The following is a 15,745-nucleotide window of genomic DNA, read 5'->3' on the forward strand; positions in this document are numbered from 1 at the left end:
CTACGCCATACTCTTCAGGGATGCAGGATCAGATTGAGGACCTCCTGCACTTCTTCAAGCTCTCCCGAAGGAACCAGAATCTCAAACTGCTGCTTGGACATATTGATGGGACGGCATTTAATCAGAAATCCTTCTTCCGTAAGCTTCCTCTCAATCATCTCCGCCACTTTGGCGGTCGGCGCTATATAGATTACCGTCCACATGCCCTGCAAGGCCTCCCTAATCTCGAATCCAGCCGTATCCTGAATATAATGAAATTATGATAACACAGTTTTCTTTTTTCCCGCAAGCAAGCCCGGCAGGAAGGACTCAGGCCCGGGAGGCCGGTCGCAGCGCATCAGGAGCAGCCGTTATTCGGTCCCGGTCACATGGGGATAGACCTTCGCACCCTCATGCCCGTGGGCGATCCGGGCTGAAGCTGCAGCCGCAATTCCGGCCACAAGATCATCCAGAAATACATGAATGCTCCCCTTATCATCATTCAATTTGCCGATAATTCCAAGCTTTATTTTATCGAGGTAGCCGAAGCTGGTCAGACCGATCATTCCATACACGCTCGTGATGCCCAGCGCCAGCGTCTCGTCCGCCCCATAGAGCGACTCATCCGCTTCCATTACCGCCTGAAACGGCTGGGGCAGCAGCTTCTTCTCGGCCAGCTCATCCAGCGCAATCCCCGTCATGAGCGTATACTGGACCTCTCTTTTGTTCAAGACCGACTTGACGCTGCTCAGGCACTCCTCCTGCGTTAAGCTGGGATAATAGACCGATTGCAGGATATAGACGATCTCTGCGATCGAATCCAGTGATACTCCCCGGCGCCCCAGCAGATCCTCCGCCATTTGATAGGACATGATGTCATTCCCCTTCCGCACGGGACAATGCCCCGCTATGATTTAGCTGAACTTGAGAGTGAAGCCTGACAGATTCATAAGTTCACTCTATTGGTTCCCTAATGTATGCGGAAGAGGGGACAAATGTGCTAAAAAGATCAGTGTATCTATGGCCGGGTTATGGTGCAACGCGTATGCCCAAGTGCATTCTGTACAACTAAACCGTCTGATTTACTGCCGACTATCCATTTAGCTGTAATCGATACAACTAAACTGCCTCTATATGCGGGTTCTCACCTATTCGGGCAGATTTAGTTGTACAGACTACAGTTAGGAGAGGAAAGCCGTCCTTTTCACGGTTTTTACTTGCACATAATACACCTATGTGAATGTTCGCTTTGAACATGCTCCTAGTAGCGATTCAGATTAAAAAAGCGGGTCGGCATGATGAGGCCTGAACGACTAAAAAAGTGAAGTGTTTGGGACAAATGTATGCGAAAACAAACATGTTTTTCAAGGCACAACTCCAGCATCAAAATGAGCAGCGTGGCTAAAAACCAGAACATCGTCTGTTTGTATATAATTAACAAATTTTAACATAAAACCAAACGCAATTGGACCGGGTGAGTAGCGCAGATCGAATGTAATCGAAAAACCGAACACAATTGGAATGGGAGCGCTACGTAAGCCAAATGTAATCGGAAAACCGAACACAATTGGAATGGGGACGCCGCGTAGGCCGAATGTAACCGAAAAACCGAACACAATTGGACTGGGAGCGCCACGTAGGCCAAATGTAATCGGAAAACCGAACACAATTTGGAATGGGAGCGCCACGTAGGCCAAATGTAATCGAAAAACCGAACACAATTGGACTGGGAGCGCCACGTAGGCAAAATGTAATCGAAAAACCGAACACAATTGGACTGGGGACGCCGCGTAGGCCGAATGTAACCGAAAAACCGAACACAATTGGACTGGGGACGCCGCGTAGGCCGAATGTAACCGAAAAACCGAACACAATTGTAGGTGGTATCGTTTTACTGATTCAATCCATAAATTTAATTCTGACGCTACACAAGGATAGCTTGCCTGCTCCTATCTGAGGCGGACGGTTCCGGCACCCAGCATCTCCTCAATGGCTGCGAACAACTCCTCCGAGGGCTCGATCCGGTAGCTGTCGCTCAGCGCAAGCACCTTCTGGTTGCGCTCATAGAACAGCAGCGTCGCTGCGGGTCCCGGATGGGTCTGCAGCAGCGCCTGGAGGCGCGGCAGCAGACCCTTCAGCTCAGCGCCCGGCGTGATCTTGATGAAGACACGCTGGGCGCCTGGCTCCTGCCCCGTGCGCAGCGGGGCAGAGCTGTCCGGCCGCGCGTCTGACGCGGCCGGGACCTTAGGCGCGGCCTGCGCAGCGGCCGCAGAAGCGCGCGCACCGGGCGGCTGTGCCGCCGGTGTGCGCGTGCCCGGTGCAGCGGCGGCGCCAGCTGCACCGCCGGGCCGGGCGCCGGGGCCACCGGCGCCCGTGCGGGCTGCAGGAGCGGCCGCAGGCGCTCCTGCAGGGGCACTGCGGCCCGCGCCGTAGGCGGGCCGTGACCCGGCGCTGCGGCGCTGCAGCAGGCCGCGCACGCTGTCCGAGGTGAGCGGAGCTACCTCCTCGGCCAGCAGCTTGAAGCCCTCGTCCTCCTGCTGCACCTTGGCGCGCAGGGCCAACAGGGCGCCCTTCTCAATCAGGGCGCGGCTGCGTTTCCACACCTCAGGGAAGAGTACAACCTCGCAGCGCTCGATCTGGTCTTCCCACTCCACAAAAGCCATCGCCTTACCGGCTTTGGTCGTGATCTCCTTCAGCGACACGACCATACCGGCCGTCACGGTCATACTCTCATCCGCTGCTTCGCCAAGATCCATCAGCTTCTGCACCCCCGGCTCCTCCAGCAGCCCCGCATGATCATCCAGCGGATGGCCGGAGAGATAGAGCCCGAGCAGCTCACGCTCCAGCTCCAGCTGCTGGGTTCCGCTGAACCTCGGAATATCCGGGTAGCGGATCTCCCAGTTCGGCGTCTCGATCAGGTCATCGAACAGCTGGATTTGCAGCTCATCGCGCTCCTTGCGCCATTTGGCCGCCGCGTCCACTGTCTCATCCAGCATCGCGAGCAGCTGCGCCCGGTGTCCGGGCAGCGCATCGAACGCCCCGGTTTGCAGCAGCGATTCGATCACGCGCTTGTTGCAGACCCGCAGATCGACCCGGCGGCAGAAATCGAGCAGGCTGTCGAACGGCCGCTCCTTGCGGACTACCATGATGTTCTCTACAGCCTGCGTGCCGACATTCTTCACCGCCCCCAGCCCGAAGCGGATATGCCCGCGGCCTTCGCCGGGCACCGGAGTGAACAGCACCCCGCTCTCGTTGACATCCGGCGGCAGTACGCCAATCCCGGACCGGCGGCATTCCAGGACATATTCCGCCACCTTGCGGTGGCTCCCCATCACAGCAGTCAGCATCGCGGCCATGAACTGCACCGGATAATGCGCCTTAAGATAAGCGGTCTGGAAGGCCAGCACCCCGTAAGCAGCCGCATGGGCGCGCGGGAAGCCGTAGTTGGCGAACCGCACGATCATATCGTAGACCGCATGGGCATCCGCTTCGCTGTAGCCCTGCTTCAGACTGCCCTCCACGAAGTGGCTGCGCTCCTGATCGAGTGTCTCCCGCTTCTTCTTGGATACTGCACGGCGCAGCAGATCTGCTTCGCCAAGCGAGAAGCCGGCCATCAGGGAGGCAATCTGCATGATCTGCTCCTGGTAGACGATAATGCCGTACGTATCGGCCAGAATCGGCTGCAGATCCGCATGCGGATAGACAACCTCGAACTCCCCGTGCTTGCCCCCGATGAATTTAGGGATGAATTCCATCGGACCCGGACGGTACAGCGCCACCACCGAGACAATATCCTCGAACCCGCTCGGCTTCAAGTCCTTCAGCACCCGCCGTACACCTGCCGATTCCAGCTGGAATACGCCGGTGGTCTCACCTGCTCCCAGCATCTCATAGGTGAGCGGATCATGATCCGGAATGAAGCGGAAATCCGGTACGCTCCCGGTCATCTCCTTCACCCATTTCATGCAGCGTTCAATAATCGACAAGGTCCGCAGCCCGAGGAAGTCCATCTTGAGCAGCCCTACGCTCTCCAGATGCTCCATAGAGTACTGGGTCAGCGCCGTGCTCTCATTGCCCGCCTGAAGCGGTACGGCATCAGTCAGCGGCCCCTTGGAGATGACCACGCCAGCCGCATGCGTCGAAGCATGGCGCGGCATGCCCTCCACCTTCATCGCCGTATCCAGCAGCGCTCTGGTCTTCGGATTCGTCTCATACAGCGCCTTCAGCTCAGGTGTACTCTCCAGCGCCCGGGTGATGCTGATGCCGAGCTGGCCCGGAATCAGCTTCGCCGCCTTGTCCACCTCGTTATACGGCAGATTCAGCGCCCGGCCCACATCACGGACAGCAGCCCTGGCCGCCATCGTACCGAAGGTGATGATCTGCGCCACATGCTCCTTACCGTACTTGTCCACCACATAGGCAATGACCTCATCGCGGCGTTCGTCGCTGAAGTCGATATCAATATCGGGCATCGTGATCCGCTCAGGATTCAGGAAGCGCTCGAAGAGCAGATTATATTTCAGAGGGTCCACATCGGTAATCTTCAGCGTGTACGCGGTAAGACTCCCTGCGGAGGAACCACGGCCCGGACCGGTAACAATACCGCTGCGGTGACAAAAAGCGATAAAATCCCACACGATCAGGAAGTAATCGCTGAACCCCATGCTCTCAATAACTCCCAGCTCGTAGTCGAGCCGCTTCTCGGCCGTCTCCTTCTGCTCCGGCGATTCCCAAAGCGGAGTATCCGAATAGCGCTGCTCCAGTCCGCTGCGGCACAGCTCGCGCAGATAAGCAGCGGCATCCAGCCCTTCCGGCAGAGGCGAGAATTCCGGAAGAATATGATTGCCGAACGTCAGCTCCAGATTGCATGCTTCAGCGATCCGCTGCGTGTTCTCTATCGCCTGCGGCACATGCGGAAACAAGGAGGCCATCTGCTCTCCGCTTTTGAAGAACAGCTGGTCCGTTCCGATCTTCAGCCGGTCCTCATCGTCTACGGATTTGCCCGTGCCGATGCAGATCAGCACATCCTGGACCTCGGCATCCTCCTTGTCCATATAGTGGACATCATTGGTCACTACCAGCGGAATGTCGAGCTCTTCAGCAAGTGCTATCAGCTGCGGATTCACCCGCTTCTGCTCGGCAATCCCGTGATCCTGCAGCTCCAGATAGAAGTCGCTTCCAAAAATCTCCTTATACCGCAGCGCCGCCTTACGCGCCTCATCCTCCCGGCCGTGCAGCAGATGCTGCGGTACTTCACCGCCCAGGCAGGCACTGAGGCAGATAATGCCTTCGGAATGTGCTGCCAGCGCCTCCATATCAATGCGCGGCTTGTAATGCTGGCCCTCCAGATGGCCGATGGAGATTAGCTTCATCAGATTCCGGTAGCCGGTCATATTCTTCGCCAGCAGAATCAGATGATAGATCGGCTGATCCTTACGGCTCCCCCGCTCACGGCGCGAGCCTGCGGTCAAATAAGCCTCACAGCCGATAATCGGCTTGATTCCCTGCGCCCGGCAGGCTTTATAGAAAGGGATGGCCCCGTACATCACACCATGATCCGTCAGCGCCAGCGATGTCATGCCGTATTCGCCGGCCCAGCGCACGAGATCTGTAATGCGCGCCGCCCCGTCCAGTAAACTGTATTCGCTGTGCACATGCAAATGCACGAATGGGCTCATATTCCCCACTTCCCTTCAGCTCCAAATCAAAACATAAGATGAAACTATTTTATCATATTAGAGGGGGAGCCGCCCATAGAATGGATTAAGAGCATATGGACAGGCAAAAGCCAGGCAGCCGCCTGATCTAAGGAGGGAGCTTTTCATGGATATTTTCTTAAGCAAGGCCGTCCTCGACTTCTTCATCGCGTTCGGCATAGTGCTGGGCGGAGCGATGCTGGGCGGAATCGGCGCCGTCGTCTCTCTTCAACCGCCAACCGATACCATGGTGGAAATCGCAGACCGGATTAAGATATGGGCACTAGCTGCCGCTGTAGGCGGAACCATCGACCCGATGCGGGTCATTGAGAGCAATATGCTGGGAGGCAATCTCTCCCCGGCGATCAAGCAGATTCTCTATCTGGTGTTCGCCTTCCTGGGCGCTCATATGGGCAGTGAGCTGGTCAAGTGGGTCTGCGGCAAGTAGAACCATCATGCCTCCAAGCAAATGCCTATAGATCAAGGGGTGAAAAGATACATGCGACTTCCTCCGTTTGACCGCTACCGCCGCTTCTCGCAGATTGCTGCTGTATTTGTCCTCGGGATGATTGTGGGAGCCGCCCTGTATAACGCAATTTATAACATGGGCTATAACATACTCTGGCTCAACAATCAGGATCTGCGGCTGGAAATTGAACAGTACCGGAATGACATTCTCACGCTCAAAAAGTACAATAATACCTCCACCGTGATCCGGGAGATTAAGGTGCGCAGCGAGGACAGCAAGATCAAGGATGGTGCCGCGGCGCTGGACCCGGTAACAACTAAGGAGGTACTCAGCAAGCTGGCGGGCGATCTGGAGCCGCTGCGCGGACGCAGCATGTTCGATATCGATTCCGACGGCAAGCTGGCGCGCCTGCTGCTGGACAGCAAAATCTATCTGGCCCGCGAGAAGGAATACACCGTCAAAATCCGCACCATGCTGGTGATGGAAGGCGTGCTGCAAATCTGGGTGGAAATCAGCCCTTATAAGCGCAGCTGAGGCGCAAATCATGATACAATAGTGGACAAATCACAATCACAGGATACAGAGTGCCCGGCTGAGGCTACGCTGACTGCCCGGTCCTCCACAAAGGAGCTGTCCGTTCATGATTATGTTCATTAAGTATCTGCTGTTTGCCCTGCTCGTTATCTTCATGGTATGCGCCGCCGCGTACAGCATCTCTTCCCGCAGAACCGCCGACCCGCTCATACAAGGCACTAGGCGCTCAATCATGAATATGCTGCTGGGCGGAATGCTGGTCACGCTTTCATTAATGTCAATGTTCATCTTCCGCGGCTCAACGCTTAACGTGGTCATTGAGGCTGCTTTTCTGCTGCTGGGCCTGTTCAATATCTTCTCGGGACTGCGCAGCTTCAGCTACTACAGCCGGATGCGCAGCGGAAGCTGAGGGTTCAGCCGCCGCCCATACAAATAGACCAGTTGCTACTCCCGATCGCCTGCAGGACAGCCTGGTCTATTTAGATATTTTCGCGAAAATCGTTATTCACCCGTCATTACCCGCTTATCCAGCTACCCATGGTCAATTGACTGCAGCATCAGAACGGCCTTGGCTACAATGGTATCCATATAGCTGATCTCGATCTCCAGCTTGCAGGTGCGGCGGCTGATCTCCAGCAGCTTCGGCATGACGGTGATGGAATGCTCAATCTGTACCGGACGAATGAAATAGGTTGACATATTGTCCAGTACATAGTCATTCCCGGTGATGTCCTTGGCTGCTTTGAAGGCGGACAGGGTCATCAGGGTGGACAGAACCCCTTCCGAGATCGTCCCCAGATCAGTTGCCATCTGCGGGGTAATGAAACCGTGGAAGAATAGTCTTCCTTCCTCATCCCGCTCATCCGCGAACCCGTTCCAGATCAGATGATCGAACGTCTCTCCCAGCTGCGGCTGATTACTGGCGTCGCGCAGGCTCTGCAGCACTTCACGCCGGGTGACCGACCCTACCAGCTTGCGGTTGCGGTCCACAATGGGCAGAAAATCAATCCCCTCCCACATCATAATCTGCGCCGCCGAAGCCAGCGAGGTCTGGAGTGCAGCGGTAACCGGACTACGCACCATCGCCTTCTCGATGCTCTGCCCTTCGCTGAGATCCTCCACATCACGCCGGCCTACAATTCCGATAACCCGGTTCCACTCATCCGTGACCGGAAACCGCTGCTCGCCGCTGGTCTGCGACAGTTCACGCAGCTCGCCTACAGTGCTGGAGATTTTGAGTGTATTCAGGCGCAGCTTGCCCTCCACAATATCCTCTACCAGCATGATCTTCTTCTTGATCAGCCGGTCAAAGATCGCACGGTTAATCATCGAAGCCACCGTAAACGTATCATGTCTGGACGAAATCACCGGCAGATCCAGCTCATCAGCCAGTGCCTTTACCTCTCGGCTGGTGCCGAAGCCCCCCGTTACAAGCACCCCGGCCCCCTGCTCCAGCGCAAGCGAGTGCACATCATCGCGGTTCCCTACGATCAGCAGACTGTCGGCATCGATGTACCGGATCATGGCATCGACCTTCATCGCACCGATCACATATTTATGAAGGTGCTTGTTCAGACCCTCTGCTCCGCCAAGCACATGCCCCTCAACAATATCTACGACATCCCCGAAGGTCAGCTGTTCGGAAATATTGCGCGGCTTCTTCTCCACCCGGACTGTGCCAATCCGTTCCTTGGTAATGACGATCCCCAGGTTCTCCGCTTCCTTCACTGCACGGTAAGCCGTACCTTCGCTGACCCCCATCTCCTTCGCCAGCTTGCGGACGGAGATTTTGGTTCCCACCTTCAGACTCTCAATGTGCTGCAGCAGTTGTTCATGCTTTGTGATATTATCTCCTTGACCTTCCAACTGTTACACCCCCATACCCCGATCTGTACTATTCTGTACCCATTATACATGCTGGGCACACCGGAGTACAACAGGTTACACTGTATCTTTTAAAAGTTATGACAGCTCTATGACAAGCCATTTTAAATGTATGGGAGGTATGCGGAAAGAACGGGCCTTCCCAGGAATGACATCAATGAGTACAGCCGGGAATATATATATAACACCACGTACGTTACTCCCGGCAAAAGTGGCATGTACAGGTAACCCCCGGTCCGCCGCACAGGCAAACAGGGGGTACTTTTGCACCATTAGCTTAATCCCGGAACTATGATCTCTGCGACACCCGGCCTTCTTCGTTCCACTGGCCCTGCCACTGTGCAAGCTTGGCCTTGCGGACGGCATCCAGGCGTTTCTGCTTCTCTTCATCCACCCCGATAATAAAATGCAGATGTGAGGCAATAACCAGGAACGCGAAGACACACCAGACAAGACCGAAGCCCAGCACCCAGCCGGAACCATTCTGAAAAGACAGCTTCGGCAGCGCGTATAACAGCATGGCCAGGGCAACCAGCAGATACACAGAATGTTTGAATTTACTTCTTTTTCTCATTGCAGGACCGCTCCTTCGCTCTACAGGATTGTTAGAATGAATCTATATCTCTATTCTATGAACCTGCGGCCTGAAATATGAGACAAGCTGCGTAATTTTTCAGCAGGATGATCATACCTTGTCAGCAGATTCTATCCTGCATGGCTCGGGTATGAGATGTTATATAGCGAAGGAGGGAATGACCTTGAATCCCATTTATAGCCAGACCCGGTACATCGCCCGCAAAAAAATATTCTCTGCGCTGGGCGGAAAACTACATATCTTGGGTGATTCCGGGGAGCTGCTGCTGTTCTCGGAAATGAAAGCGTTCCGGCTGAGAGAGGACATTACGTTGTACCCAGACGAGACAATGGGGAGGGAGCTGCTGCGGATCAAAGCGCGCAAGATTCTTGATATCAGCTCAACCTATGATGTGTATGATATGGAGACCGGAGAAACGGTCGGCGCACTCCGCCGCAAAGGCCTGAAGTCTCTCATCAAAGACGAGTGGGCTATCCTGGACACGCAAGACAACGAGATCGGCACCATTAAAGAGGATAACGCCTTCCTGGCCTTGCTGCGCCGTGCGCTTGCCATCATTCCGCTGAAATATAACTTGGAGATCGGGGGAATGGTGATTCCTGCCTTCCGGTACAACTTCAACCCGTTTGTCACCAAAATCACTGCCGATTTCTCAAAGGACACCCACGGCAAGCTGGACCGCCGTCTCGGGATGGCTGCTACTATTCTGCTGTGTCTGGTAGAGGGCAAGCAGGATTAGCGGAATATTACAAAAAGGGTGATTCCAGAGCCGTATGGCCCTGAAATCACCCTTTTTCTGTATCAGAGAATCCCCGATGCGCTGCCGGTGCTTATTGTGCGCCGTACATTTGGGACAGACTGTCTGTGATGATTTTGTTCACATCTTCGATGACTACACTGAGGCGGCGTTCTGCGTCGAACAGACGGCGGATGCCGAGGTTCAGATTAAGCACCTCAAAGAGCTTCTCCATCTTCTCCATGTCCTCCTGTGGAGGCATGTCCCCGCTCATCATCCGCTGCTGCAGCTCAATCTGGCTCTGGCGGAAGTTGTCGAGCATCTGCTTACTCTCCGGATCTGCTTCGATCACCTTCATTGCACTGGTAATATCAGATACCTCACTGCTGTCTTTAATGGCACGCGCCAATTCATGCGCCTTGTCAATCACGTTCATTCTATTTCCTCCTCCAATTAATGTTCGTCTCTGCTTCGCTTCAAAAGCCCCCGCTCATCCAGCAGGCAGCGGATCTATGCCTGTCCAGCAGCCAGCCCGGGGGCTGTCCGCGCCCAAATTTGACAGCCGCGCAAGTTCTGCCCGGGCACGCCTACTTCCTTCTGTGCTCCCGCCCTCCGGCCCAGGGCATGCCTGCCAGCCCCCTGGCTGCCGGCGATATTAATCCGCCCGGCACGGCTTTTTCGGGAATAGGTCAATCACCAAGGGTCAGATGTCTCCATATGATGAATGATATGTAACCCTCAAGATTCATATTGCCGGCACCATGCTTGCCTACCGGAAGGAGATTCACGATGTCTAAGCTAAAGATCCCGGTTCAAACGGTCCACTCGGGCATCCTGCAGGAAAATGCTGTAATGCTAGGCGACAAATCCATGAAGAGGCTCAAAATACCGGCGCACGGAACCATTCAGCTGAACTTCGGCTCTTTCCGGCAGGAGGTTACCGTAATTCCTGTCCCCAAATCCGACAGCCTGCGTGTAAGTGAGGCACTCGGCCGGCGGCTTGGCTTAAGACAGCGCTTGACGCTTAACGCTTCCTACAGCACCGGCAGCCGCATTCTGCGTCTGGGGCCGATGATTGGCGTCCTGGTGAGCCGGGACCATCCCGAACAGCCGGAGCGGGTCTTCGGCCAGATCACCATGTTCTGCCGGGAGCTGACTCATGCCTGCCATGCACAAGGCGCCTATGTCTATTTCTTCACCCCGGAAGCGCTGGAATCACGCACCACTACCATCCAGGGCTGGGTCTACGATGAGGGCTGGCGGAAGCTGAGTCTTCCTGTTGCCGATGTGATCAACAATCGGCTGACCACGCGAAAGGTAGAGAATAAACCTAGCGTACAGCATTTTTTGGCAGATGTAAAATCCCGCTACGGAACCCACTTCTTCAACGAAAAGTTCCTAGACAAGACAGAGGTATTCGAGGCGCTGGCTCTGGACCCCGCCCTGCAGCGGTACTTGCCCGAATCGCATGCCCTGAACGGCCTCGCCATACTCAAAAAAATGTGCAGCAGCTACCCCAGCGTGTTCCTCAAGCCGGTACGCGGCAGCCTGGGCAAGGGCATTCTGCGCATTTCCAAAGAGGCAGGCGGCGGCTACCAGCTGCTGTCCACCACTCCGATGGGCACACGCAAGCAGAGCTATTCCAGTCTGGCGAAGCTATTTCAGGCCATTGCCCCCAAGATGAAAACCACCCGCTTCCAGATCCAGCAGGGTCTCTCCCTGATGGAGCTGGGACGGCGTCCGGTCGATTTCCGGGCACTGGTACAGAAGAACGGCACCGGCAAATGGGGCGTCACCTCCATCGTGGCCCGGACCGCCGGAAGCAATCATTTCGTCTCCAATCTTGCCCGCGGCGGCACGCTCAGTACGGTCAAGGAAGCCGTCGGCAAAAGCAGTCTTCCGGCCGGTGTCAAAGAGAGCACTCAGATTCAGCTGCCCCGAGCGGCGCTGGCCATTGCAAGAGGGGTTGAGACCTACATTCCCGCCCATTTCGGGGAGCTCGGCATCGACCTTGCACTTGACCAATCCGGCCGGATCTGGCTGCTGGAGGTCAACTCCAAGCCGTCCAAGAACGACAACACACCCCTGAATGATCAGAAAATCAGACCCTCAGTCAAACAAATGATTCTATACTGCCGTTATCTGGCCGGATTATAAGGAGGACATCATGACCACAACAGCAATGGGGTTCCTTGGCATTATGACAGGCCGTCGCCACGGGATTCCTCCCATCGCAGAGCCGGAGTTCTGCAGTCATCTCTGCCGTGCGGCCCCGCTGTATGAGCTGAAGGTCCTTGTTTTTCATCCGGAGGATGTGGCTGCGGACGGCTCCTATGTCCGCGGATATCAATGGCAGAACGGACAATGGGAGCCTGCGCAGGCTCCGCCGCCCGACATTCTTTATAACCGCTGCTTCTACCGGACACCGGAGGAGAAAAGGGCAGCTTCCGCTGCCCTGTCTGTATTGACCCGCTGTCTGCCCTGGTCACGCGGGCTTCCTGATAAATGGGGAGTCTACGAGATTCTGCGGCGCAGCCCCGCTGCCGCCCCCCTGCTGCCGGAAACTGAGCTATACAGCAGCAGCGAAGCGCTTGGCAATATGCTCGCCGGAAGGGAATACGGCGTCTTTCTGAAGCCCCGGACCGGCTCCCACGGCAAGCGCACCCTGCACGCTGTACTGCTCGGCAGAAGCGAAGGCGGCGGAGTGAAGGTGCGGGGCAGAGACCGGGATAACAAACCTTTTCAATATGTTTTCGGTACGCTGGACGAAGGTCTGGACTGGATCGGCCGCTTCATCGGCCAGCACCGCTATATCATACAGCCTTACCTGCATCTCACCGGCAGCGGAGGACAGCCGTTCGATGTACGTGTGCTGATGCAGAAGAACGGCACTGGTGCCTGGACCCTGACCGGCATGGCCGTCCGGCTCGGCACCCGGGGATCACTGACCTCCAATCTGCACGGCGGAGGCACGGCCGTTCCTGCTCTCCCCTTCCTGCTGGATGAATACGGCGCGGCAGGAAGAGACCTGCTGGAGGAGCTGACCCTGGTGTCTGCGCTCCTGCCTCCGCTGCTGGAAGAATCCTGCGGCAGACTCGGAGAGCTGGGCCTGGATTTTGGTATCGATGCCGGAGGAAGAATCTATCTGCTGGAAGCCAATTCCAAGCCAGGGCGCACGGTGTTCCGGCTGACGGGCGACCGCCGGGCTGCTAGACTCGCCGCCGAGAACCCGCTGCGCTATGCGCGCCATCTGCTGCTTAGCTCAAGCAGCCAGCACAAGCTGCCTCCCGGGCAGCTCCGTTCACACGGGAGAATGATATCTATGGTTCCAAAGGAGGATTCATAAATGGGTCTCACTTTTTGCAATGTCCATTTCACCAAGCAGCCTGATCGAGTAGTATATGTCTCGGGTGAACTGATGAGAAGCCTGAAATTATCCGGCAAGAAAAATATCCGCCTGCGCCTCGGAAAAGATGCCATCCCGGCCACGATCAAGCCGATCAAGCGTGCCGGCAAGCACCTCTTCCTGGCCTCGGGCGTCAAAAGCGCCATCAAGGTCCCGAAGTCCGGCGGCATCTACCTGCGCAATCTGCAGAATGACGAGGTGCAGCTCGGGCCGCTGGTCGGTGTGCTCTCAGACGGACCCGCTTCTGCTGGGCAGCCCTTCGGCTCCCGCACCGGCTTCATCAAGCAGTTGCTGCGCGAAGGCAGCAACAAATGCTACATCTTCGCCTTCATGCCGCGCGATATCGACTGGCAGCAGGAACAGGTCAACGGATATTTTCTGACGGCAAGCGGCCGCTTCGAGCGCAAGCTGGTGCCCCTGCCGGATGTCGTCTATAACCGCCTGCCCAGCCGCAGAGCTGAGACCTCCCCTTACATCAACCAGTTGCGCGAGCGCTTCGGACGCAAGAAGATTCCGTACTTCAACTGGAGCTTTTTCAACAAATCGGATGTCTACCGGCTGCTGGAGAATGACGGGGCAGCGAACCGCTTCGTGCCTGAAACGCACAGTAACCCCAGCTCCGAACAAATGCGGGATATGCTCGACCGTCACCACTTCGTCTATTATAAACCCTCGGCCGGCAGCCTGGGACACGGCATCTACCGCCTGACCTACCTGCCGAAGAAAGGGTATTTCGCCCGGTACCGCCGAAGCGGCAAGAATGTGCTGCTGCGCTTCACCAGCTTCGACAGCCTGATGCGTATGCTGCGGGGACGCCATGGGCAGAGCATGCAGAACTATGTGGTCCAGCAGGGTATCCGCCTTATTGAGATTGACAACTGCCCGATTGATTTCCGCTTCCACATGCACAAGAACGGCAGCAATCAATGGGTCGTCGTCGGAATCGGGGCCAAAAAAGCCGGACGGGGCAGTGTCACCACCCATCTGAAGAACGGCGGAGCGCTATTGACCCCGCAGCAGGCCCTCGGCCGTGTGTTCGGGGCCAGATCAGATGAGGTCCTCCAGCGCGCCAAGACCACTGCCGTCAAGCTAGCAGAATCTCTGGAGCTCCAGCACCGCCATCTGCTCGGCGAGATCGGGTTCGACCTCGGCATTGACCAGGATGAGGATATCTGGATGTTCGAGGCCAATGCCAAACCGGGACGCTCTATCTTCCGCCACCCCTCCCTGCGCGCTGAGGGCAAAGCTTCCATTGAGCACATCCTGGAGCATTGTCTGTATCTCAGCAAATTCCGCAGGAGGGATGACTTGTGAACAGCCGGATACCCGATCCCAGCAAGCCCGTAATCGCCATTCTGACCACCAGTGACCGGCTTAAGCAGTTCCGCGGTAACCGCAATAACTTTCGCGACATTATCCGTACCGGCAGAGAAATGGGCTATATGGTCTATGTCATCACGGTCCGTGACCTGAAGCTAAATGAACAGACCGTGACCGGCTACGTGCCCTCCGCCAGCGGAAAGCTCTGGTACGCCATTCCTGTTCCGCTGCCGCAGGTCATCTATAACCGGATTCCCAACCGCGAGGAGGAGGAGAAGGCACCGGTCGCGCGCAAAATTGCCGAGTGTCTGGAGCATCCCGAAATCTCGCTGTACAATCCGAGCTTCTTCAATAAATGGAATCTCTTCGAGTGGCTCAAGGAATCCAAGGCCACCTCGAGGCATGTGCCCAAAACCCGCCGCCTGCGCAGCGCGGCGACCCTTACCGCGATGCTGAAGAATCACGAGAGCCTCTATCTCAAGCCCGAGAAGGGCAAGGCGGGCAAAGGCATCATGCGGCTGGGATACCGGCCTGACACTCTCCTTCCCTACCGGCTGCAGATTCAGAGCGGCAAAAAAAACACCACCTACAAAGCAGCGTCTGTCGAACGGCTGTGGGCCCGAATCGGCCGGGAAAAAGGGTCCGCCCGCTATATTGTCCAGCAAGCCATCGTGCTTGCCGGACACCATGGCCGCCCCTTCGATCTGCGGGTGCTGCTGCAGAAGAACGGCCGGGGTGCCTGGGCGGTAACCGGTATCGGCGCCCGGTTGGCCGGGGCCCGCAGCATCACCACCCATGTTCCGCGCGGCGGCAGCATTGAAGACCCCTCCAGCATGCTGGAGGGAACCTTCGGGCCCGAGCAGGCAGAGGTTATCCTGAAGAATGTCTCTACCACGGCGCTGCTGGTGGCCCGGCAGATTGAGCGGGCTTCATCCAGCATGCTGGGCGAGATGTCGATGGACCTCGGGGTCGATGAAGAAGGCGGAGTATGGTTTTTTGAAGCCAATTCCCGCCCGATGAAGTTCGACGAGCCGGCAATCCGCAAGCTGTCACTCGAACGCATTTTCCAATACGGCAATCATCTGTCCCGCCAATCCAAATAATCCATTACCCGTCAAAGGAAGTG

General features: G+C 56.4%; 15 protein-coding genes. 8 read left to right on the forward strand and 7 right to left on the reverse strand.

Annotated elements, in window-relative coordinates; translation table 11 throughout:
- Positions 1–14: 14 nt before the first annotated feature.
- From J2Z70_RS10765 to J2Z70_RS10775, 3 genes are all read right to left on the reverse strand, one after another.
- Positions 15–203 carry a hypothetical protein gene (locus J2Z70_RS10765; protein WP_036725605.1) on the reverse strand — a complete coding sequence of 63 codons (189 nt, stop codon included), beginning with the start codon at positions 201–203 and terminating at the stop codon, positions 15–17.
- A gap of 147 nt (positions 204–350) precedes the next feature.
- Positions 351–851, reverse strand: a complete 501-nt coding sequence (locus J2Z70_RS10770; RefSeq protein WP_209872538.1) for a phosphatidylglycerophosphatase A family protein — start codon at positions 849–851, stop codon at positions 351–353.
- 1,077 nt (positions 852–1,928) lie between these two features.
- Entirely contained in the window at positions 1,929–5,657 is a 3,729-nt protein-coding gene (locus tag J2Z70_RS10775) for a DNA polymerase III subunit alpha (RefSeq protein ID WP_209872542.1), read from the reverse strand.
- Positions 5,658–5,802: 145 nt separating this feature from the next.
- On the opposite strand from J2Z70_RS10775, the gene J2Z70_RS10780 reads away from it, so the two are divergent.
- The 3 genes from J2Z70_RS10780 to J2Z70_RS10790 all read left to right on the forward strand — a co-directional run bounded on the left by J2Z70_RS10780 (position 5,803) and on the right by J2Z70_RS10790 (position 7,087).
- A complete protein-coding gene (locus J2Z70_RS10780) occupies positions 5,803–6,123 on the forward strand; it encodes a YtrH family sporulation protein (protein ID WP_036721610.1) in 321 nt (106 codons plus the stop codon).
- A gap of 51 nt (positions 6,124–6,174) precedes the next feature.
- Positions 6,175–6,678: a sporulation membrane protein YtrI gene (locus J2Z70_RS10785; RefSeq protein WP_209872545.1), complete on the forward strand. Its 504-nt coding sequence runs from the start codon at positions 6,175–6,177 to the stop codon at positions 6,676–6,678.
- Between the two features lie 106 nt (positions 6,679–6,784).
- Complete coding sequence (locus tag J2Z70_RS10790) at positions 6,785–7,087, forward strand: YtpI family protein (RefSeq protein ID WP_076082940.1); 303 nt, start codon at positions 6,785–6,787, stop codon at positions 7,085–7,087.
- 122 nt (positions 7,088–7,209) lie between these two features.
- Here J2Z70_RS10790 and J2Z70_RS10795 read toward each other — a convergent pair whose 3' ends face one another.
- Together J2Z70_RS10795 and J2Z70_RS10800 are read right to left on the reverse strand one after the other, a co-directional pair.
- On the reverse strand, positions 7,210–8,544 hold the full coding sequence (locus tag J2Z70_RS10795) for a DRTGG domain-containing protein (protein WP_209872548.1): 1,335 nt from the start codon (positions 8,542–8,544) through the stop codon (positions 7,210–7,212).
- 307 nt (positions 8,545–8,851) lie between these two features.
- Positions 8,852–9,136, reverse strand: a complete 285-nt coding sequence (locus J2Z70_RS10800) for a hypothetical protein (protein WP_036721603.1) — start codon at positions 9,134–9,136, stop codon at positions 8,852–8,854.
- Between the two features lie 178 nt (positions 9,137–9,314).
- Between J2Z70_RS10800 and J2Z70_RS10805 the strand changes: the two genes are divergently transcribed.
- The gene (locus J2Z70_RS10805) at positions 9,315–9,896 is read left to right on the forward strand and encodes an LURP-one-related family protein (RefSeq protein WP_245368166.1); all 582 of its coding nucleotides are present in this window, start codon (positions 9,315–9,317) and stop codon (positions 9,894–9,896) included.
- Positions 9,897–9,987: 91 nt separating this feature from the next.
- On the opposite strand, the gene J2Z70_RS10810 is transcribed toward J2Z70_RS10805, so the two are convergent.
- Complete coding sequence (locus tag J2Z70_RS10810; RefSeq protein ID WP_036691219.1) at positions 9,988–10,329, reverse strand: YlbF family regulator; 342 nt, start codon at positions 10,327–10,329, stop codon at positions 9,988–9,990.
- Between the two features lie 74 nt (positions 10,330–10,403).
- Positions 10,404–10,586: a hypothetical protein gene (locus tag J2Z70_RS10815; RefSeq protein ID WP_209872553.1), complete on the reverse strand. Its 183-nt coding sequence runs from the start codon at positions 10,584–10,586 to the stop codon at positions 10,404–10,406.
- Positions 10,587–10,682: 96 nt separating this feature from the next.
- On the opposite strand from J2Z70_RS10815, the gene J2Z70_RS10820 reads away from it, so the two are divergent.
- From J2Z70_RS10820 to J2Z70_RS10835, 4 genes are read left to right on the forward strand one after another with little or no spacing between them, the layout of a single operon-like run.
- Complete coding sequence (locus J2Z70_RS10820) at positions 10,683–12,050, forward strand: YheC/YheD family endospore coat-associated protein (protein WP_036721601.1); 1,368 nt, start codon at positions 10,683–10,685, stop codon at positions 12,048–12,050.
- Between the two features lie 10 nt (positions 12,051–12,060).
- Positions 12,061–13,239, forward strand: a complete 1,179-nt coding sequence (locus tag J2Z70_RS10825; RefSeq protein ID WP_051477744.1) for a YheC/YheD family endospore coat-associated protein — start codon at positions 12,061–12,063, stop codon at positions 13,237–13,239.
- Entirely contained in the window at positions 13,240–14,613 is a 1,374-nt protein-coding gene (locus tag J2Z70_RS10830; RefSeq protein ID WP_209872556.1) for a YheC/YheD family endospore coat-associated protein, read from the forward strand.
- Positions 14,610–15,722, forward strand: coding sequence for a YheC/YheD family endospore coat-associated protein (locus J2Z70_RS10835; RefSeq protein ID WP_036721597.1), 1,113 nt, complete (start codon positions 14,610–14,612; stop codon positions 15,720–15,722). Before J2Z70_RS10830 ends, J2Z70_RS10835 begins: the two co-directional genes overlap by 4 nt.
- Positions 15,723–15,745 lie beyond the last annotated feature (23 nt).

The organism is Paenibacillus silagei (genome assembly GCF_017874735.1).
GTDB lineage: Bacteria > Bacillota > Bacilli > Paenibacillales > Paenibacillaceae > Paenibacillus_AQ > Paenibacillus_AQ silagei.

Coding starts and splice junctions, on each gene's coding strand:
- J2Z70_RS10765 (WP_036725605.1), bottom strand. CDS start 203: ATGTGGACGGTAATCTATATAGCGCCGACCGCCAAAGTGGCGGAGATG.
- J2Z70_RS10770 (WP_209872538.1), bottom strand. CDS start 851: ATGTCCTATCAAATGGCGGAGGATCTGCTGGGGCGCCGGGGAGTATCA.
- J2Z70_RS10775 (WP_209872542.1), bottom strand. CDS start 5,657: ATGAGCCCATTCGTGCATTTGCATGTGCACAGCGAATACAGTTTACTG.
- J2Z70_RS10780 (WP_036721610.1), top strand. CDS start 5,803: ATGGATATTTTCTTAAGCAAGGCCGTCCTCGACTTCTTCATCGCGTTC.
- J2Z70_RS10785 (WP_209872545.1), top strand. CDS start 6,175: ATGCGACTTCCTCCGTTTGACCGCTACCGCCGCTTCTCGCAGATTGCT.
- J2Z70_RS10790 (WP_076082940.1), top strand. CDS start 6,785: ATGATTATGTTCATTAAGTATCTGCTGTTTGCCCTGCTCGTTATCTTC.
- J2Z70_RS10800 (WP_036721603.1), bottom strand. CDS start 9,136: ATGAGAAAAAGAAGTAAATTCAAACATTCTGTGTATCTGCTGGTTGCC.
- J2Z70_RS10805 (WP_245368166.1), top strand. CDS start 9,315: ATGACCTTGAATCCCATTTATAGCCAGACCCGGTACATCGCCCGCAAA.
- J2Z70_RS10810 (WP_036691219.1), bottom strand. CDS start 10,329: ATGAACGTGATTGACAAGGCGCATGAATTGGCGCGTGCCATTAAAGAC.
- J2Z70_RS10820 (WP_036721601.1), top strand. CDS start 10,683: ATGTCTAAGCTAAAGATCCCGGTTCAAACGGTCCACTCGGGCATCCTG.
- J2Z70_RS10825 (WP_051477744.1), top strand. CDS start 12,061: ATGACCACAACAGCAATGGGGTTCCTTGGCATTATGACAGGCCGTCGC.
- J2Z70_RS10830 (WP_209872556.1), top strand. CDS start 13,240: ATGGGTCTCACTTTTTGCAATGTCCATTTCACCAAGCAGCCTGATCGA.